The sequence below is a fragment of the Acinetobacter populi genome, from assembly GCF_002174125.1.
GTDB classification, from domain to species: Bacteria; Pseudomonadota; Gammaproteobacteria; order Pseudomonadales; family Moraxellaceae; genus Acinetobacter; species Acinetobacter populi.
The window spans coordinates 158,774-178,226 of record NZ_NEXX01000007.1 but is presented as its reverse complement, the minus strand read 5'-3'; the positions used below and the strand labels follow the sequence as shown (position 1 = coordinate 178,226).

Here is a 19,453-nt window from a genome sequence, read left to right as displayed (position 1 = left end):
TATGTTTTAGATACAATGTATTAGTTATCTAAACCCAACCAATCCCTCGGCTTTAGATAAAAATCAGTTAAACGTTTTTCCGCAGAATCTTCATCCCATTCCGGACGATACGACCATGCTGCCAGATTCGGCAAGCTCACCAGAATGGATTCAATCCGACCACCAGTTTGTAGGCCAAAGATTGTGCCCCGATCATGGACAAGATTAAATTCTACATAACGACCTCGACGATAAAGCTGAAACTCACGTTGTGCTTCGCTATACGGTTTATCCTGATTGCGCTGATAGACCGGTATGATAGCTTCTAAATAACCATTACCAACAGCTTGAATATATTTAAAGCAGGTTTCAAAGTCCCATTCGTTTAAGTCGTCAAAGAACAGTCCGCCAATGCCACGCTGCTCATCACGATGGGTTAAATAAAAATAATCATCACACCATGCCTTATGTTTGGCATAGACATCTTCACCAAATGGCTGGCATAGATCATAGGCTTTTTGATGCCATGCCACGCAATCTTCATCATTTGGATAAAACGGGGTTAAGTCAAAGCCACCACCAAACCACCAGACAGGTGGTTGACCTTCTTTTTCAGCTACGAATAGGCGCACATTGGCATGTGATGTTGGCACATTGGGATTTTTAGGATGAATAACCAGTGATACACCGAGTGCCTGCGCTTTGGCACCTGCAATTTCTGGATGGCGTGCGGTAGCAGATGCTGGCAGGTTTTTGATGTCAATATGTGAGAACATGACACCACCTTTTTCGATGACTTTTCCATCCTGAATCACACATGATCGACCACCACCGCCTTCCGGGCGTTCCCAATCGTCAATCATAAATTTTGCAGTGCCACCACCAGCTTGTTCTTGTTGTTCTAAGCCAGCACAAATACGCGCTTGTAAATCGAGTAAAAATTCCCGAACACGTTGAATATCATCAGAAGTTGGGTGTTGCATTTTGAATCACCGAGTTTCGATTGAGATTGTTTCAATCAAAGCATAAAACCATAAAAAAAGTAAGGCTTTTTGCATTTAAATTTTTACTTATGATCAAAAAAAGTGCGCCAGAGGATCATGTTGATGCACTTAATACATATGATCCATACGGTCACGTTTGGTTTTCAAATAAGCCTCATTCAATGGATTTTTTCCGACCAGCAAGGGCAGCCGATCAACCACATTGATACCTAAGTCTTTGAGTGCCTGAATTTTAAGCGGGTTATTAGTAATCAGCTTGACTTGTTGCACACCCAGATGATGTAACATAATAGAGCACATATCATATTTACGTGCGTCGGCCGGTAGATTGAGCAATAAATTGGCATCAACTGTATCATGGCCCTGATCCTGTAATGCATAAGCACGGATTTTATTGGTTAATCCAATACCACGACCTTCCTGACGTAAATATAAAATGACGCCACGGCCCTGTTTTTGAATCAGATCCATAGTGGCATTGAGCTGTGGACCACAGTCACATTTTAATGATGCAAAAGCATCGCCGGTTAGACATTCGGAGTGGATACGCACCAGTGTAGGCGCAGAGTTGGGTATCTCAAGCCCTTTGGACAATGCAACATGTTCTTCTTTGGTTTCAGGGTCCTGAAACACACTGATAATAAAATCGCCATGTGCAGTAGGGAGTTTTGAGCTGGCAACAAATTCAATCGACACCGTAAAATACTCGTAAACTGGATTAAAAAGGGCTTAAGTATAGCGTAATGTGCTAGAGTTGTTAGAATTCTTCTATATATTTTATGCAATCTATCATCTTTTTTTGTACAAAGCAGTCAATAATAGTTGATAAGTAAGGGCATTATTCAGGATAATCTACTCTTGCTTTGCTACTTTGCAATCTTGATTGCAGTTTTAAAATGTGGCGGTTGAATGATGTTTGACATCATAAACATGACGTAAACTTTATCCTAGCGTAAACTTGCAAGGTATATCTAAGGCTAAGCCACATGTTGTATACACAGATTCCTACACATCGTCCAGAGACACCCCTGTTAGATAGCATAGACTATCCTGCACAGTTACGCCTATTATCTATAGAGCAACTCAAAACGCTTGCAGATGAGTTACGTCTCTATCTACTCTATGCCGCAGGACAAAGCGGTGGCCATTTTGGTGCAAACTTGGGTGTGGTCGAGCTCAGTATTGCATTACATTACTGTTTTAATACACCACACGATCGCCTGATTTGGGATGTCGGGCATCAAGCCTATGCACACAAAGCTTTGACGGGTCGTCGTGAAGCTTTGACCAGTATTCGTGCGCAAGGTGGTCTGGCTGCATTTCCTGCCCGTGAAGAGTCCGAATACGATACCTTTGGGGTGGGGCATTCATCTACTGCAATTTCTGCCGCCTTGGGCATGGCATTGGCAAGTCGTTATCAACAACAGCAACGTGATATTATTGCAGTGGTTGGTGACGGTGCGATGACAGCCGGCATGGCATTTGAAGCCATGAATGATGCGGTTGCACATCAGGCCGACATTCTGGTGATTCTGAATGATAACGACATGTCCATTTCCTGTAGTACAGGTGGTTTTGCCAAACATCTGGCAGCGATCTGGCAAAGTGGACAACTGGTCAGTATTAGTGAAACAGGCGAAGTCGGCGTATTCCCACATCCGGAGTGGGACTACACGTCCAGATTACATCAGGCAGCGACAGATGCCGCGGATAATTTGTTTAAGGCCATTGGCTTTGAATATTTTGGTCCTTTTGATGGTCATGATCTTAAGCAACTGGTTCATGTTTTAAATGCTGTCAAGCAGCGTAAAGGTCCACGGCTGATTCATGTCTATACCAAAAAAGGGAAAGGCTTTGCACCTGCCGAACAGGATCCGATTGGCTATCATGCCATTGCCAAAGTTAATCTTTTAACCAGTCCTGCGACGTCTGGTAAAAAATTAAAAAAATATTCTGATGTCTTTGGAGACTGGTTATGTGATGAAGCCAGACAGAGCGAGCAATTATTGGCAATTACTCCTGCGATGTGTGAAGGTTCGGGCATGGTGGCATTTGCCAAAGCATTTCCCGAACGGTTTTTTGATGTAGCCATTGCCGAACAACATGCCGTCACTTTAGCTGCTGGTATGGCGTGTGAAGGTGTAAAACCTGTCGTTGCAATTTATTCAACCTTCTTGCAGCGGGGTTATGATCAACTGATCCATGATGTAGCACTTCAAAATCTAGATGTCACCTTTGCCATTGATCGTGCTGGTCTGGTGGGAGAGGATGGACCTACACATGCTGGCGCATATGATTATGCTTATATGCGTACCGTGCCGAATATTGTGATCATGGCGCCAAAAGACGAAAATGAATGTCGTCAGATGTTGCATACAGCCTATGTTTACCCGGGTCCTGCGGCGGTGCGTTATCCTCGTGGTACCGGGGTTGGTGTAGAAATTCATTCAGAGCTTAATACATTGCCGATTGGTCAGGCAGAAATTGTTGCAGAATTTGGCGATAGTCCTTTACGTATTTCCATACTGGCCTTTGGTAGTAGAGTATATCCGGCGATTGATGTCGCCCGTCAGCTTTATGAACAGCATGACGTCGCGGTACGTGTAGTGAATATGCGTTTTGTGAAGCCACTCGATGATAAAATGCTGAAACACTGTGCGGGTGATAGTCATCTGATTGTTACGGTTGAAGAACATGCTGTGATGGCAGGTGCCGGTAGTGCAGTGAATGAATGGCTGGCAGAGCATTTATATACTTTACCTATCCTGAATGTTGGCTTGCCGGATAGCTTTTTACATCAGGCCACACATGATCAGATGCTGGCATCTGTAGAGTTAGATTGTGCTGGCATCTATAAACAAGTGGAAAAACGCCTATTGACGATGCAGCAGGAACCAGCCCAGTTTTCATTAAAAGTGTAAATTTTAAAATTCTTGTCACCTATTTATGACAAACTTTGCTAGAATATGCGCCGCTTTATGCATTATTCTTTGTCAAATTTCGTTAATTTAGGGTCGGGTGTTCAATGGAACCTATGGTGGTTATGGCTGCGCGTGCAGCGCAAACAGTTGGTCAAGAGCTATTAAAAGCACATAAAAATCGTCATATGCTCGATTTGCAGGTGGAAGAGAAAGGCATTGATGGTCCTGTGACACGTGTTGATCGCTATATTGAACAACTGACAATCGATACCCTAAAACGAAGTTATAAAAACCATAGTTTTCTTGGTGAAGAATTTGGTTTACAAGAAGGCAAAGGCCATGATGCCGACTGGTGCTGGGTCATCGATCCGCTTGATGGCACGCAAAATTTTATTCATGGTTTTCCACATTTCTGTATTTCCATCGCTGTACAACACAAAGGTGTGACACAGCATGGTGTCATTTATGATCCTGTGCGTGACGAATTATTCTCGGCCAGTCGTGGTCGTGGTGCCATGCTGAATCAACGCCGTATTCGAGTCAATATCAAAGATACACTGGAAAATAGTTTTCTGGCAGTTGGTCATCCATTTAAAGCTTTGCGTGGTGAAGAAGTGGTGTCTTATGCAGAGCAGCATTTTGCTTCTTTGTTGGCAGTGACTAAAGCTGGTGCCAATATTCGTCGTGGTGGTTCGGCTGCACTGGATCTGGCATATGTTGCAGCTGGTCGTTTTGATGGTTTCTTTGAAGTCAATTTAAAACCGTGGGATATTGCTGCGGGTGAATTGTTGGTGCGTGAAGCCGGTGGCACAGTGGTTGACGTGCGTGGTGGCCAAGATTCCATGAAAAATGGTCAAGTGCTGGCATGTTCAATGAAATTATTAAAACCATTGATGCAAACTGTTGTGCCTGCATGGGGCGATGCGGTTAAATAAATAATGCATATGTGACAAAAAACACCATTCTTTGGTGTTTTTTTTATTGTAGTATCAAAAAAACGAGATGACAATAATGCAGGCAAGACCTTATTTACGTTCCCTGAATTTTTATAGCGAAATAGATGCGGACTGGAGTCAATATCCTCTATCCATTCCTGCGGTGAATGATCTCGATAAAATTGAATTTCATCCCGATGTGAATTTTTTCGTGGGTGAAAATGGCGCTGGAAAATCTACGATTTTAGAAGCGATTGCCAGAGTTCTGGGATTCCCGGAGGAGGGCAGCACAAAGAATGTTAATTATCAGACTGTCGGCACCACATCCAAATTATCACAATATCTAAAACCGATTCGTAGCTATAAAAAGCCTAAAGACGGTTATTTTTTGCGTGCAGAAAGTTTTTATAATGTGGCATCTTATATGGATGAAGTACATTATCTGGGCGGATATGGTGGAAAATCCCTGCATGCACGTTCGCATGGTGAAGCATTTCTATCGATATTGACCGATAAGTTGCAGGGACACGGCTTATATTTATTTGATGAGCCTGAAGCAGCACTTTCGCCTTTGCGTATATTGACCATGATTGCCATTATTGATCAACTGGTGAAGCAGGAGTCGCAATTTATTATCGCAACGCATTCCCCGATTTTATTGGCTTATCCCAATGCAAAAATATTGCAGTTTTCAGATCAGGGCATCAAAGAAGTTCAATATGAAGAAACCGATCATTTTATGGTGACCAAAGATTTTCTAAATAATTATCCAAAACGTATTCGTCAACTCATTGAAGACGAACATTAATTAAAAGAATATTTATGTGTTACAACAAATTATGATCATGCGCCTGTATCGGTGGTGGAGTAGGTTTACCCAAACTGCTGAGTAAATCGATTTCAATGGTACGCACCATAAAATCAAGCGGTAAATCATTACTTTGTGTGCCAAATGGCTCTTCGATTTCGGTACTTAATGCATCAAGACCCAGAAAAGTATAAGCCAGCAAACCGACGACTAGTGGTGTTGCCAGACCTAATAATCCACCCAGACTAAAGGGTAACAGCAGACAGAAACAATAGACGGTGCGATTCAGTAACACAGAATAGGCATAGGGAATCGGTGTGGTGGCGATACGATCACAACCGGTATGAACCAAGCTTAATTCATGTACATGCTGGTTTAGCTGGGCATAGCAAATATCTGAAATTTCACCTTCTTTTAAGGCCTGCATAAATTCCCACTGAATGAGGCTTAAAGTATATTGTGGCGCATTGACATGTTGATGGAGCTGGCGTAATTGAGCTTCACTTAAACCAATCGCTGTATTTAACGGGGTAGGATTATTGGTTTGCTGGCGTAGTCGATCTCTTAGAATATTGGCAAAAACAATGGTTTGTTCAATCACTCGTTCACGACGTGCCTGCGTTAGAATACGACAATCACGATCTAGATGGCGGGCAGTTGCAATTAGAATTCCCCATAACTTACGCGCTTCCCACCAGCGGTCATAACATGCGGTATTTTTAAAGCCTAAGAAAATCGAAAGTACCAGACCAATTAGGGTAAATGCAATCAAGGGAAGTTCAGGAAAATGGTAAATATTATTGTATTCAAGGCCACCGATAATCGCTGACAACAGCATGACGAAACCTAAAGGTGGCAAAATTTTGGGCAATAATGTACCTCGCCATGAAAACAGCATTTTAAAGGTATTTGTTGTATGTCGAATAATCATGACTTGTATGCATCATTTTTTTTGAATTAAATAGACCTAAGATATTAGCATGCTTTTTATGGTACTAAAATTCCTTGCTCTGCAAAGGAAAAGTAATCGTTACAATTAATAATAAAATGATCAAGTAAATGTAACTCTAAAAGTTTGCTTGCCTCTGCAAGTTTTTTGGTAAATTGTAAATCTTCTGGCGATGGCAAGGCATGTCCCTGTGGATGATTGTGAACAGCAATGATATGACAGGCATGTTTATCAAGAGCAAAACGGACAATTTCTTGTGTAGAGACGCTACATTGGGAAAATGTGCCACGAAACAGAACTTTATATTCAACAAACTGACAATGTTGATTGAGCAATAGCACCGCAAACAGTTCCTGTTTTTCACTGCGTAGTTGTACTTTCAGGAAATCTACAATTAAGGCAGACGAATCTAGTTTGTCTTCGGTTTTTAATTGTTGTTTTAAATAACGCTGTGCCAGTTCTTTACTTGCCAGCAGTTGAGAAAACTTACTGTGTCCCATACCTTTAAAATTAATAATGTCTTCATTCGGCGCATCAAGGATTTGTCTTAATCCACCAAAGTGATGTAATAATTGGCGTGCCAGTTCAACGGCACTATGTTCTTTGTAGCCTGTACGCAGAAAAATGGCCAGTAACTCGGCATCGGAAAGTACATGTCCGCCATGCTCAAGCAAGCGTTCGCGGGGACGCTCCTGTGTCGGCCAATGTTTGATGGATTTTATCATTTTTATTTCACACATCTCAAAGTTATCAGTTGTTTAAACCAAGACTATCACCAAGATCATATTTCTGACGACATCACTTGGGCATCTTCATATTTAATGCTATTGTGTGCGTCATTGCAATAATAAGGGTGCCTGCTGCAATGAAACTTGATGCAAATGCATTACAAACACGACGTATCGTATTAGGCGTAACAGGCGGTATTGCCGCCTATAAGAGCGCAATTCTGGTAAGGCGCTTGAAGGATTTTGGTTTCGATGTTCGTGTGGTGATGACGCATGGTGCACAGGCTTTTATCACACCTTTAACTTTTCAGGCTTTATCTGGAAATCCGGTACATACCGAATTACTTGATCCAACTGCGGAATCGGGTATGGGGCATATCGAACTGGCACGCTGGGCCGATTTATTACTGGTTGCACCGGCAAGTTGCGATACCATTGCCAAGTTTGCCAATGGTTTGGCAGATGATTTACTCAGCACCATTTATCTGGCAACAAAAGCTCCTGTTTGGCTTGCACCTGCCATGAATCAACAAATGTGGGCGGTCAAATCAACCCAGCGTAATTTAACCACACTGGTACAAGATGGCATTCATGTGGTGATGCCGGAAGCTGGCGAACAAGCTTGTGGTGATGTGGGGTTGGGACGTCTGGCAGAGCCAGAGATTATTGCAACATGGGTCAATGATTTCTTTGCACAGGCAGAACGTGAAATTTGGGAAAAATTTGGTTTACTGGCCGGACATCATGTGGTGATCACCGCAGGGCCCACCCGAGAGTCGATTGATCCTGTGCGTTATATTTCCAACCATAGTACCGGAAAAATGGGTTATGCCATTGCCACGGCATGTTATGCCGCAGGCGCAGATGTCACACTAATTTCGGGACCTGTAAGTTTACCCACACCCAATGGTGTAAGGCGTATTAATGTGCAATCCGCACGAGAAATGCTTACACACAGTATGCAATTGGTTGAGCAGGGATGTGATGTGTTTATTGCCACTGCCGCAGTTGCAGATTATCGTGTGGCGCAGGTTGCTGAGCATAAAATTAAAAAAGCCGGTGATGAGCTCAATGTATCACTGGTCAAAAATCCAGATATTGTCGCGACCATTGCCCAACAGAAAAAAAGACCATTTATGGTTGGTTTTGCCGCAGAAACACAAAATATTGAAGAATATGCCAAAGCGAAGCTACAAGCCAAACGTCTGGATATGATTGCCTGCAATGATGTCTCACGTAGCGACATTGGTTTTGCTTCCGATGAAAATGCCATGACAGTATTTTTTGCCGAACAATATCAGATGGATAAAGAGGAACTCGAAAAAGCCTCTAAACTGGACATTGGCAAGCAATTGGTTGAGGCGATTGCCAAAGCGTTAAACAAGCATGTTCCGGTATCTTGAGTTATACAGCATTTAGTTGTGAACAAGATGATTTTAGACATTGATTACATCATTTTTAACGTCAGTTCTGGATAACAGCACTTGTTTTGTATAAATAAAATTAATTCCAATAAAAGAATTACGACGGAGTCTTGCAAGATTAGGCATATTTCAGGATAAACTCACTTCGCCTTGCACTGCGATTGAAATATATTTCAATCTTGTTCAGGTTCGACCTGAGAGGCATTGCCTCGCAAGGCTTTCGGGATGAGAAACATCGTTTCGCAAGGGCAAAACCATCTTGCGCAGCGGTGCTGCTCACTGCAAACTCAGTCAAATACCGCTAAAAAAACAAATTAATTGAAAAACATTATTTTGCAGATAATCTGCTGACCTCGAACAAGCAGCGGACGCTGCTACGAAATTGATTTCTTCTACTCATCTTACCCCAAATTTACGTTTTTTTAATACTCGTTTAGAATCCAGCCACTGACAAAAGCGAAATACTCACGCAAGATGGCATTATAGCGAATCGAAAGCGGGGTTTCGCTGCTTAACATCAGGATATTTTGATAACCTTGCTTTCGGGCAATGGCTGCCGAGCGAATAATATGAAAATCATTGGTGATAATCGCAATCGGTTGATTGAGTTGGATATCGTGTTCTGCCAGTATGTGTTTGCTGTTGATTAAATTTAATTCGGTGCTGGTGCTTTGATCTTCTAGTGCAATTTGTTGTAGAGGAAGATGGTATTTTGCATGTAAATAATTGGCCATCACTTCGGCTTCACTTTGTTTTTCATTAAACCCGACACCACCACTGACAATGACCAATGCTTTGGGTTGAGCCAGTGCAATCGGTGCTGCACGATCAAGTCGTTTGGCCAATGCAGGTGAGGGTTGTCCATTTTTTTCAATTCCGGCGCCCAATACAATCATGGCTTTAACCGGAGGCACGAGAGCGTGATCATCAATCTTTTGCTGTAATGCCCAGACAAAATAAAAGAAACTTGCACACCAGATGAGAAAAGCAACCCATATGGTTTGCCAGAGTCGTTTTAATTTGATTCGATTGTGTAGAAAGGATTGAATCTTGGTCCAGTAAAAAGCATGAATCAGGAGAATCAATCCGAGTAAAAAAGGAATGACTGTACCAAAATTAATCTTTGCTTTAAGGATTAGAATTAATCCATCTAGAAATAGAATACTACCGATGAATAATAAAATAATGCGAATAATTTTAGTCATATTGACAATCTTTTCTATTTTAAAAATTGCTGATTCATGGTTACCGATATTGCCATGCTGTCGAGGATAATTGCGCTTCTTTTTGTAATTTTATAGTTTTTTGTGCTGAAATACTTGGAATTTCCTGAAAACCGAGTAAATTAGTCGTCATCAGATTCGGTTCATTGAGAAATCGAAAAACATAGTAAACAAATAATCTGGAGCAATTTAATGAGTATTTTAAAAGAGTTTAAAGAATTTGCCATTAAAGGCAATATGATGGATTTGGCAATTGGTGTCATTATCGGTGGTGCATTCGGGAAAATTATCGATTCGCTGGTAAAAGATATTATTATGCCGTTAATTTCATGGATCTTGGGTGGCGAAGTTGATTATACCAATTGGTTTATTGTTCTGGGTGATAATCCGAACAATATTACCAATCTTGCGGCAGCACAAGCAGCCGGATTAAACGTGTTTGCCTACGGTAGTTTCCTCACCATTCTGATTAATTTCTTATTATTGGCATGGGTGGTATTCCTGTTAGTCAAAGTGATGAACCGTTTGCGCAAACAAGAAGAGGCTGCGCCAGAACCAGAGGCTACACCAGAAGATATTCAGTTATTACGTGAAATTCGTGACGAGTTAAAAAATAAATCCTAATCCTTATTCTTCCAGATCATGAACTTGAAACGGTGCTAATTACGCACCGTTTTTTTTATGAGTCAAAATTCCATGCGGAATTTAATTTCCAGTAAGTGCCAGCCGAACTGGCTTTTAATGGGGCCATGCAACTCACGCTCTTTTAAGCGAAACACAGCTTGATCAATCGTGCGTACCAGATCGCCTTGTTTGACTTCACCGAGCTCACCGCCACGTTTGGCAGAATTACAGACCGAATGCTGTTTGGCAATTTTGGCAAAATCAGCACCTTGTAGAATTTGTTGTTTGAGTTGTTCTGCCAAGGTTTTGTCTTTGACCAGAATATGCCGTACGATGGCTGTTTTCATGTTGATTTTACCTTGGGCATACTTACTTTCTTAATCTTTTTAAGTGGTTGGCATTGTGGACAAAATACACTGGCACGTTGTCCGAGTTTTAAATTTTCAAGTAGGGTTTCACAGTTAATGCACATCTCGCCTGCACGTCCATAAGCGAGTAAAGTTTGCTGAAAATAGCCATTTTCACCCATGGCATTGGAATAGTCACGTAAGGTAGAGCCGCCTAGATCAATGGCTTGTTTTAAAATTCTTTTAATCTCAATGACTAACATTTCGATTTGTTTACGGGAAAGGCTGGATGCCGGTTGTGCTGGATGAATCCCGGTATTAAACAAACTTTCGGTTGCATAGATGTTACCAACGCCGACCACAACATGGTTATCCATCAGGGCTACTTTAACCGCAACATGTTTGTTTTGTAGTTTTTTGAATAAATAATCGGAATTAAATACCTCGGATAAAGGTTCAGGTCCAAGCGGATTAAGCAGTTTGCTTTGTGTATTGTCATCAAGCCACAATAAACAACCAAAGCGGCGTGGATCATGATAGCGTAACTGTTGCTCACCAAAATCAAAAATGACATGATCGTGTTTACGCAACTCTTCTTCCGGCTGACAGATCCGGAAACTGCCAGACATCCCCAGATGCCATAGCATCTGTTGTTCGCCAAAATCAGCAATAATATATTTGGAGCGGCGTTGTAAAGAGCGTAATTGATGATTGACTAACTGATTTAAATCATCAGGCACAGCCCATCTTAAACTGGCATTGCGTACGGTCACCTGTTTTACGGTTTGTCCGATTAAGGGACTGAGACTGACTTTGGTGGTTTCAACTTCGGGTAATTCGGGCATAGGAATTTTATTCAACAAAACTAAAGATCAAGATGAGGCCGATTTTAGAAATTTCAATTTCTAGGCTAAGATAGGCTGCATTACATCATAGGAACAGATCAATGTTTTTAAAAGCACAGCATCAACCTTTTTTTAAAATTCTGACTTTAACTGCGGCAGTTGTGCAGTCCATGTCGATTTATGCTGAAGACCCTGTTCATCAACTCCCTGTTATAGAAGTACAAGCAATTCATACCGATAATAATATCTTGACTACACCTGCATCAATTTATCAGATTGATGCCAGTCCACAACAAAATAATAGCAATGTGAATGTTTCTGAAGTGCTACAGGGTGTTCCTGGTTTACAAATCAATAATCGTGAAAACTATGCACAGGATTTACAGATTTCCATGCGGGGTTTTGGCGCACGATCAACCTTTGGGGTGCGTGGTATTCGTTTATATGTGGACGGGATTCCTGCAACCATGCCGGATGGACAAGGGCAAAGTTCTAACATCGATTTAAATAGTTTAAGCAATATCGAAGTATTGAGTGGTCCGTTTTCTTCTCTTTATGGGAATTCTTCCGGAGGAACGATTCTAGCCCAGAGTAAAGAAGGCGAGGGTAGAGATTCCATTCAACTGGGCTACAATGCCGGTAGCCATCAAAAACAACAGGGCAATATTGTTTTGCAAGGTGGTTCGGATCATGCTGGTGCACCCGCCTATGTGATTAGTTCCTCTTATTTTGATACCAATGGTTATCGTGAGCATAGTGGTGCTGATAAAGTCATGACCAATGCCAAACTGACATGGCAGCTGGATGATGGCAGTAAAATTAACTGGGTGCTTAATCGGGTCAATATCAATGCCGATGATCCACAGGGTTTAACCCGTGCACAATGGCAAGAAAATCCGAAACAACAGGTTGCATATTTAAAGCAGTTTGATGTACGTAAAGAAATTGAACAGACCCAGACGGGATTAACCTGGACCAAGCCGATTAATGATAAAAATGAACTCTATGTGATGGGTTATTTTGGTAATCGGGCGGTCACGCAATATCAATCTATTCCTGCTACGACCCAGACCAATCCACAGCATGCAGGTGGGGTAATTGATTTTGCTCGTAATTATTATGGGCTGGATTTACGCTGGAAAGGCACAGATTTATTACCGAATACGGTTTTTGTCGCAGGCGTTGCACTCGATCAGATGGATGAAGACCGTAAAGGTTATGAAAATTTTAATGCATCAGGTCAGTACGGGGTAAAAGGTAATTTACGCCGTAATGAAGACAATACCTTATGGAATATTGACCCTTATTTACAGGCTTCATGGCAGTTTTTACCTGCATGGCGTATTGATACAGGGGTTCGTTATAGCAATGTGCATTATAAGTCTCAGGATCATTATTTAAGTAATGGTGATGATAGTGATGCCACAGACTATCAAAAAGTTTTACCTTCGGTTGCACTGAGCTGGGAAATTTTACCATTCTTGAATGCATATGCCAGCTATGGCAAAGGATTTGAAACGCCAACCTTTACAGAAATGGCCTATCGTCCAGATGGTGAGGCAGGCTTTAATTTTGCCTTAAAACCTGCCAGCAGTGATACTTATGAGTTGGGTTTGAAATCACAAAATGATTGGGGCTTATGGACTGCCGCAGTTTTCCATACCAAAACTCAAAATGATATTGTCAGCTACAAATCGGTTGAGGGACGCGCAACTTATCAAAATGCAGATGAAACTCTGCGTAAAGGGGTAGAGTTATCATGGCAGAATAAATTCTGGAAAGAACTGGCAGCACAGGCGAGCTATAGCTATATCGATGCCAAATTTAATGCAGATTATAGTGCGTCTTCAGGCGTAGTGGAAAAAGGCAATGCTATTCCCGGTATTGCAAAAAATCAGGCTTTTGCCCGTTTGGCATGGCAACCAGAACAAGGTTTTCAGGCCGGGGTTGATGTACGCTATATGGATCGTATCTTTGTCGATGACATAAATTCGGAAGATGCCCCAAGTTATACAGTTGTCGGAGCAAATATTGGTTATTTATGGAAAAATGCCGACTGGACAGTGAATAGTTATCTACGCATTGATAATTTATTTGATCGCGATTATGTGGGATCGGTTATTGTAAATGATGGTAACGGACGCTTTTTTGAACCCGCAGATGGGCGTAATCTAAATGCTGGGCTGAGTGTGACCAAAGCATTTTAAAGGAAAGCGTTATGTCATTGTTATTTGAACCGATTAAATTCGGGACTTTGCAATTAAGTCATCGTATTGTGATTGCACCGATGTGTCAGTATTCTGCCAAAGATGGTTTTCCGACCTATTGGCATGCCCAGCAATGGGGAACCTATGCATTGTCTGGTGCAGCACTGGTGATTATTGAAGCAACTGCTGTACAGGCCGAAGGTCGCATTACCTATGCCGATGTCGGAATATGGACGGATGAACACGCAGAAAAAATCAAGTATCTGATTGATGAAATTCATCAGTTTGCGCCTACACCTTTTGCCATTCAGCTTGCCCATGCAGGGCGTAAAGCCTCGTGTGACAAGCCCTGGCAGAGTAATGGCGAACAGTTAACACCACATGATCCTTTAGGTTGGCAAACTGTCGCACCAAGTGCCATTGCCCATAATCCGAGTGATGTACCACCATCTGCATTGAGTATTGAGGAAATCAGGAAAGTACAGGAAGATTTTGCTGCGGCGGCAAAACGTGCGGTAGCTGCCGGTATTGCATTGATCGAAGTACATGCTGCACATGGCTATTTACTGCACCAGTTTTTATCGCCGTTGTCCAATCAGCGTGATGACCAATATGGTGGGAGTCTAGACAACCGTATGCGTATGACTCTGGAAACATTCAAGGCAATTAAAGCAGTCGTGCCAGAAGATTTTCCCATAGGCGTGCGTATATCGGCAACCGACTGGATGGAACAGGGCTGGGATGTGGCATCTTCCATTGAACTCTCCAAACAATTGGAAGCACTGGGGGCAGCTTATATTCATGTGTCTAGTGGTGGCCTGCATCCAGATCAGAAAATCGATATAGGTCCGGGTTATCAGGTGCCATTTGCAGATGCTATTAAAAAAGTCATCAATATTCCGGTGATTGCGGTAGGATTGATTACCGAAGCTGAGCAGGCAGAAGACATTTTGCAAAAACAGCAGGCGGATGCGATCGCGATTGCACGCGCACAATTGTATGATCCGCGCTGGGCTTGGCATGCCGCTGCAACTTTGGGGGATGAGATTGGGGTTGCACCCCAATATTTGCGCTCACAACCGCATGGGTTAAAAGACCTGTTTCATTCTTTTGCACCATAAAACCGGATTGAAATTAAATATTTACAAATGACATGGACGTATCATGGTTTTAACGGTGATTTTACCGATTATTTTTTTAGCGATACTGGGTTATCTCAGTGTCGCTTTTAAGATAATTACACCTGCACAAATACAGGCACTCAGTGCATTTGTGATTAAAATTGCCTTACCGGCTTTTTTGATTTATGCCTTAAGTAGCAAAAATATTCATGAACTTTGGCATCCGTCCTATGTGATTGCGTATGCTGTCGGATCCCTGATTATTTTTGCATCTGCCTATTTACTGTTTTGGCGTTATTTTCATTTCAACCTGACACAAAGTGCCATCATGTCAATGGGTGCATCGATGTCCAATACCGGATTTATTGGTACAGCGATTCTCACCATGTTAATTGGCAGTCATGCGGCTGTATATATTTCCCTGACACTGATTATTGAAAATATCGTGATTCTGATGTTGGTATTGATCATTGCCGAAATGGGGCAGCAACAGGGACAGATGCTACGTGTAATCAAGTTAACGCTTAAAAATGTCAGTAAAAATCTGGTGATTGCCGCAATTTTTATTGGGTTATTACTATCATGGTTTAATGTCGATTTACCTGCGCAGGTACACTATGCGCTGGAGATGCTAGGCAAAACCGCAGCACCACTGGCTTTATTTGCCATTGGTGGTAGCTTATATGGAATCGGACTTAAAAGTATTGAGATCAATGGTGTCATTCTGGTCATATTTAAAGTGTTGCTGATGCCCTTGGTGATTTTCTTATTATTTTTACTGTTACCTGATGTCAGTTTGGAAATGCGACATGCCGGCACATTGATTGCTGCCTTACCTATGCCGATCGCCTTTGGAATTTTCGGGCAAATGTATGGATTAAATGAACGTGCTCTAACGCCTTTGATGTTGAGCACATTCCTTGGCATGCTGGGTGTCAGTAGTCTGATTTATCTCTGGTACTAGGGCCTGTTGAGAATTAATCACATATTAAATTTAAGCTAGAAATAAGGCGTTTTATGTTCTATTTTTGCATGAAAAATGGCTAAATTAGACTTATACTGCGTTAACCAGCTTGCCAATATACACATATTGCCTGTGCTGGTTGCCTTGTCTAAGCCATAATTTTTCTCATTTTTCATTGCAAAGATCAAATCTCAACAAGCCCTAGCCAATTGAGATGATCAAGATTTCAGATTAAATCACCGCCATTATTTTTGGCTATTCAGCAAGTTTTCAATGTCTTCTGCTTCACGGGCGCCAGAGATACGTTGACCATCTTTTAGGAAAATTGTCGGTGTACCACTGATTTTTAAGCTTTGTCCTAAAGCTAGATTTTTATTGATCGGATTGCTACAGGTCGGCAATGCCGTAGGCGCTTGCTGATTGATCATATGATCTTCCCACGCCGCATAGCGGTCACTGGAACACCAGATTTGCTTGGCAACTGTTTCTGCATTGGGGTGGATTGATTTTAGCGGATAAAGGAACAGGTAAATGGTAACATTATCAACACTGGTTAATTCCTTTTCTAGTTGTTGACAATACGGGCAATCAGGATCACTAAAGATATAGAGCACACGGCTACCATTACCTTTGACATATTTAATCGCCTGATCCAGAGGCAGTTTTGTCACATCAATTTTATTGATTTGCTGTTCACGTTTGGCAGTGAGATTTTCTTTATTTTTAAAATCAACCAAATTACCCACAAAAAAATACTGACCTTTGTCATCGGTATAAACAATTTGATCCCCTACAGTCACTTCATATACACCTTTGAACGGTGTTGAGCCAGAGACTTTGGCATTCATTTCCGGATAATTTTTTTGCAAATTTTTTTCTAAACTTGTTTGATCGGCCTGTGCAAAAGTGGCAGCAAAAATGCTCAGGCTGACCATAGATAAAAATTTCTTCATGTGGAAGCTCAAATAATAGAGAAGTGAAATAAAAACCACGCAGTTATACCAGCATCAATATGCTGTCAGAGCGTTATCATAGACAAAACTCAGCGCTGTATTTGTGAAAAATTGTTGAAATTATTCGGCCTGATAGAGCAAGCGTTCGATATCTTCTGCTGGCAAAACGCCCTCGACACGGAAACCATTTTCCAAGAAAAAAGTTGGTGTTCCTGTAATCTCCAGTTGACGTCCAAGTGCGATATTTTGTTCAATCGGGGTGTTTTCACCATCTCCTGACGTATCTGGAGCTGTACGATACAGCATATAATTTTCCCATGCAGCATAGCGGTCTTTGGCATTCCAAATTTGATTGGCCCGAAATTCTGCATTCGGATGGATTTCAGTAACCGGGAATAAGAACAGGTAAATGGTTAAATCGTTAATATTTAACAGCAGTTGCTCTAACTCTTCACAAAAAGGGCAGTCCGGATCGCTAAATTCGTAAATGGTTCGTTTACCACTGCCTTTCACATATTTGATGGCCTGACTTAGAGGGAGTAAAGTGGTATTGATATGATGTTCATCAATGATAAAACTAGATTGAGTATGAAGAGAATCGTTATTATATGACATCAAGATATGCTCCGTTTTTCTGTTGTTGTTTGAATTATGAGCTTTTTAAATGCAGATGCACATTGAATATTGTTGAGAAATTGTGAGCTTGTATAAAAGCCTTAACGCTTGGGTTTAAGGCTATAAAAAAACATCTTGAGTATTTTTACTTTGGTCTTGCCACATCACCATTTAAAGCTTCGGGTAGATCCAGAACCTCTACGTTCAGGTCAATCAGACTTTCCGGTTTAGCTGTCACTAATGCAATCCAGCCATTGGCATCATTTAAACGATTGACCACTTGCACATCTTTATTGAGTTGTTCGGCCACATTCGGTGCTTCCCCTTGACCCTGAATCAGATGCAGCCAATGTTTGGGTTTTGCCTTAAACCATAGTCTGGCAATAATTTCCTGACCCAGATAGCAACCTTTGTCATAATCGACACCGCCACGCTGATGCAGACGTAATTCCTGTGGCTGGAATAGATGTGAGGTCGCCTGACTAATCCATGCCTGCCCATTTTGAATGGCTGTTGTTTGCCAGTCAAAAATTGTCGCTGCCTGATTTTCTTCTGGCGTAAATGTCGCTTGATTGTCAATAATCGCCGGATAAATGGTAGAAGCCATGCTTAAAGTAGCTTTAGAAAATGCGCCGAATTTTTTTACGTGTGCGGCAAATTCTTCTGCCAGATCTTCTGTCATGACAATTTCGATCAGTTCTGCGGATTGGCGTTTTAACCATAGTCCAAACTGGATACGACCTTTTAAATCACAAATCGCAGTCGGACGAAATTCGTTATTGCCAAGTTTGCTGACATTTACCGTAACCTGACCTTGTAGAAATTTTTCCGCATCTACACCGGCGTACTGGAAATGTGCAAATTGCAGCGTATCTTGAGACATAACAGTTTAAACCTCAGAAAATTTTAATAGATATCATCGGCTATTTTGCCTGATTTTGCACGATGTGGAGACGTTTACAAAATTTTTTTATACGACAACTACGACGATAAATGTGTGTCGCCCTATTAGACTTTGGACGCAATTTTACTTTATTGTAGACAATTATGTTGAAATTGGCGTAAAAAAATGCTTTATTAAGCTTATATTCTTAATATTGTCTACAATATGGTGTGTGCGTGTTATTGGAAGAATTAAAAAATGATCAGGACATGACATTGTCAGATCAAATATTTCAAACCATTCAGGCGGCGATTGTCAGTGGCGAGATTCCTGCTGGCAAAAAAATTTCCGAACCTGAATTGGCGCGTATGTATGGCATCAGTCGTGGACCATTACGTGAGGCGATTCGGCGGCTGGAAGGACAAAAACTGGTTGAACGGACTGCCCATGTTGGGGCAAGGGTAGTATCACTCTCACATCAACAATTGTATGAGCTATATCAGATTCGGGAAAATCTGGAAGGGTTGGCATGTCGTCTGGCAGCAAAGCGGATTGATAAACAGCAGATTCTGGCACTACGCGATGTGTTAAAAAAACATGCCGAAGATGATGCTTTTAAGGCTGGCAAAGGCTATTACTTGCAGGAAGGTCAGGATGATTTTCATTATTGCATTATCAAAAATAGCGGCAATAAAACGCTGGAAAAAATGCTCTGTGATGAGTTGTATCACCTGATCCGTATGTATCGTATTCAGTTTTCCAATACCCCTAATCGTCCGCCAAAAGCTTTAAATGAACATATTCGTATTTTAGATGCCATTGCCGAAGGTGATGGCGAATTGGCTGAGCTATTAATGCGTCGACATATTGCACAGTCATATAAAAACATTGAACAACACTGGATGTCATCTCAAGGAGAATAA

19 protein-coding genes are annotated in these 19,453 nt (G+C 41.6%); 9 read left to right on the top strand and 10 right to left on the bottom strand.

Going from position 1 to position 19,453, the window contains the following annotated elements; all coding sequences use genetic code 11:
• Nucleotides 1-20: 20 nt before the first annotated feature.
• Both hemF and ribA read right to left on the bottom strand, forming a co-directional pair.
• A complete protein-coding gene (gene hemF / locus CAP51_RS16395) occupies nt 21-962 on the bottom strand; it encodes an oxygen-dependent coproporphyrinogen oxidase (protein WP_087621824.1) in 942 nt (313 codons plus the stop codon).
• Between the two features lie 129 nt (nt 963-1,091).
• Complete coding sequence (gene ribA / locus CAP51_RS16390) at nt 1,092-1,679, bottom strand: GTP cyclohydrolase II (protein ID WP_087621823.1); 588 nt, start codon at nt 1,677-1,679, stop codon at nt 1,092-1,094.
• A gap of 290 nt (nt 1,680-1,969) precedes the next feature.
• Between ribA and dxs the strand changes: the two genes are divergently transcribed.
• The 3 genes from dxs (at nt 1,970) to CAP51_RS16375 (ending at nt 5,647) form a co-directional block, all read left to right on the top strand.
• On the top strand, nt 1,970-3,904 hold the full coding sequence (gene dxs / locus CAP51_RS16385; protein ID WP_087621822.1) for a 1-deoxy-D-xylulose-5-phosphate synthase: 1,935 nt from the start codon (nt 1,970-1,972) through the stop codon (nt 3,902-3,904).
• Nucleotides 3,905-4,008: 104 nt separating this feature from the next.
• On the top strand, nt 4,009-4,839 hold the full coding sequence (locus CAP51_RS16380) for an inositol monophosphatase family protein (protein WP_087621821.1): 831 nt from the start codon (nt 4,009-4,011) through the stop codon (nt 4,837-4,839).
• A gap of 76 nt (nt 4,840-4,915) precedes the next feature.
• Complete coding sequence (locus CAP51_RS16375; RefSeq protein WP_087621820.1) at nt 4,916-5,647, top strand: AAA family ATPase; 732 nt, start codon at nt 4,916-4,918, stop codon at nt 5,645-5,647.
• A 19-nt stretch (nt 5,648-5,666) separates the two neighbouring features.
• On the opposite strand, the gene CAP51_RS16370 is transcribed toward CAP51_RS16375, so the two are convergent.
• Both CAP51_RS16370 and radC read right to left on the bottom strand, forming a co-directional pair.
• Nucleotides 5,667-6,578, bottom strand: coding sequence for a bestrophin family protein (locus CAP51_RS16370; protein WP_087621819.1), 912 nt, complete (start codon nt 6,576-6,578; stop codon nt 5,667-5,669).
• A 56-nt stretch (nt 6,579-6,634) separates the two neighbouring features.
• Nucleotides 6,635-7,321: a RadC family protein gene (gene radC, locus CAP51_RS16365; RefSeq protein ID WP_087621818.1), complete on the bottom strand. Its 687-nt coding sequence runs from the start codon at nt 7,319-7,321 to the stop codon at nt 6,635-6,637.
• Nucleotides 7,322-7,461: 140 nt separating this feature from the next.
• Here radC and coaBC point away from each other — a divergent pair, with 140 nt between their 5' ends.
• Nucleotides 7,462-8,727, top strand: coding sequence for a bifunctional phosphopantothenoylcysteine decarboxylase/phosphopantothenate--cysteine ligase CoaBC (gene coaBC / locus CAP51_RS16360; RefSeq protein ID WP_087621817.1), 1,266 nt, complete (start codon nt 7,462-7,464; stop codon nt 8,725-8,727).
• Between the two features lie 443 nt (nt 8,728-9,170).
• Here coaBC and CAP51_RS16355 read toward each other — a convergent pair whose 3' ends face one another.
• Complete coding sequence (locus CAP51_RS16355; protein WP_087621816.1) at nt 9,171-9,953, bottom strand: YdcF family protein; 783 nt, start codon at nt 9,951-9,953, stop codon at nt 9,171-9,173.
• A 210-nt stretch (nt 9,954-10,163) separates the two neighbouring features.
• Here CAP51_RS16355 and mscL point away from each other — a divergent pair, with 210 nt between their 5' ends.
• A complete protein-coding gene (gene mscL, locus CAP51_RS16350; protein WP_087621815.1) occupies nt 10,164-10,595 on the top strand; it encodes a large conductance mechanosensitive channel protein MscL in 432 nt (143 codons plus the stop codon).
• A 62-nt stretch (nt 10,596-10,657) separates the two neighbouring features.
• Here the strand turns inward: mscL and CAP51_RS16345 are convergent, their stop codons facing one another.
• Nucleotides 10,658-10,942 (bottom strand): peptidylprolyl isomerase, encoded by a 285-nt coding sequence (locus CAP51_RS16345; RefSeq protein WP_087621814.1) that lies wholly within the window; start codon nt 10,940-10,942, stop codon nt 10,658-10,660.
• Nucleotides 10,939-11,787 carry a bifunctional DNA-formamidopyrimidine glycosylase/DNA-(apurinic or apyrimidinic site) lyase gene (gene mutM / locus CAP51_RS16340; RefSeq protein WP_087621813.1) on the bottom strand — a complete coding sequence of 283 codons (849 nt, stop codon included), beginning with the start codon at nt 11,785-11,787 and terminating at the stop codon, nt 10,939-10,941. Before mutM ends, CAP51_RS16345 begins: the two co-directional genes overlap by 4 nt.
• Before the next feature lie 101 nt (nt 11,788-11,888).
• Here mutM and CAP51_RS16335 point away from each other — a divergent pair, with 101 nt between their 5' ends.
• Genes CAP51_RS16335 through CAP51_RS16325 form a run of 3 tightly spaced genes read left to right on the top strand, consistent with a single transcriptional unit; the run spans nt 11,889 to nt 16,079 of the window.
• The gene (locus CAP51_RS16335) at nt 11,889-13,994 is read left to right on the top strand and encodes a TonB-dependent receptor (RefSeq protein ID WP_087621812.1); all 2,106 of its coding nucleotides are present in this window, start codon (nt 11,889-11,891) and stop codon (nt 13,992-13,994) included.
• 11 nt (nt 13,995-14,005) lie between these two features.
• Entirely contained in the window at nt 14,006-15,115 is a 1,110-nt protein-coding gene (locus CAP51_RS16330; RefSeq protein WP_087621811.1) for an NADH:flavin oxidoreductase/NADH oxidase, read from the top strand.
• A 43-nt stretch (nt 15,116-15,158) separates the two neighbouring features.
• Entirely contained in the window at nt 15,159-16,079 is a 921-nt protein-coding gene (locus CAP51_RS16325) for an AEC family transporter (RefSeq protein WP_087621810.1), read from the top strand.
• 245 nt (nt 16,080-16,324) lie between these two features.
• Here CAP51_RS16325 and CAP51_RS16320 read toward each other — a convergent pair whose 3' ends face one another.
• The 3 genes from CAP51_RS16320 to ygfZ all read right to left on the bottom strand — a co-directional run bounded on the left by CAP51_RS16320 (nt 16,325) and on the right by ygfZ (nt 18,530).
• Nucleotides 16,325-17,032, bottom strand: a complete 708-nt coding sequence (locus CAP51_RS16320) for a DsbC family protein (RefSeq protein ID WP_087621809.1) — start codon at nt 17,030-17,032, stop codon at nt 16,325-16,327.
• Nucleotides 17,033-17,152: 120 nt separating this feature from the next.
• Nucleotides 17,153-17,647, bottom strand: coding sequence for a DsbC family protein (locus tag CAP51_RS16315; protein ID WP_087621808.1), 495 nt, complete (start codon nt 17,645-17,647; stop codon nt 17,153-17,155).
• A 145-nt stretch (nt 17,648-17,792) separates the two neighbouring features.
• A complete protein-coding gene (gene ygfZ, locus CAP51_RS16310; RefSeq protein WP_087621807.1) occupies nt 17,793-18,530 on the bottom strand; it encodes a CAF17-like 4Fe-4S cluster assembly/insertion protein YgfZ in 738 nt (245 codons plus the stop codon).
• Between the two features lie 269 nt (nt 18,531-18,799).
• Between ygfZ and CAP51_RS16305 the strand changes: the two genes are divergently transcribed.
• Nucleotides 18,800-19,453: a GntR family transcriptional regulator gene (locus CAP51_RS16305; protein WP_087621861.1), complete on the top strand. Its 654-nt coding sequence runs from the start codon at nt 18,800-18,802 to the stop codon at nt 19,451-19,453.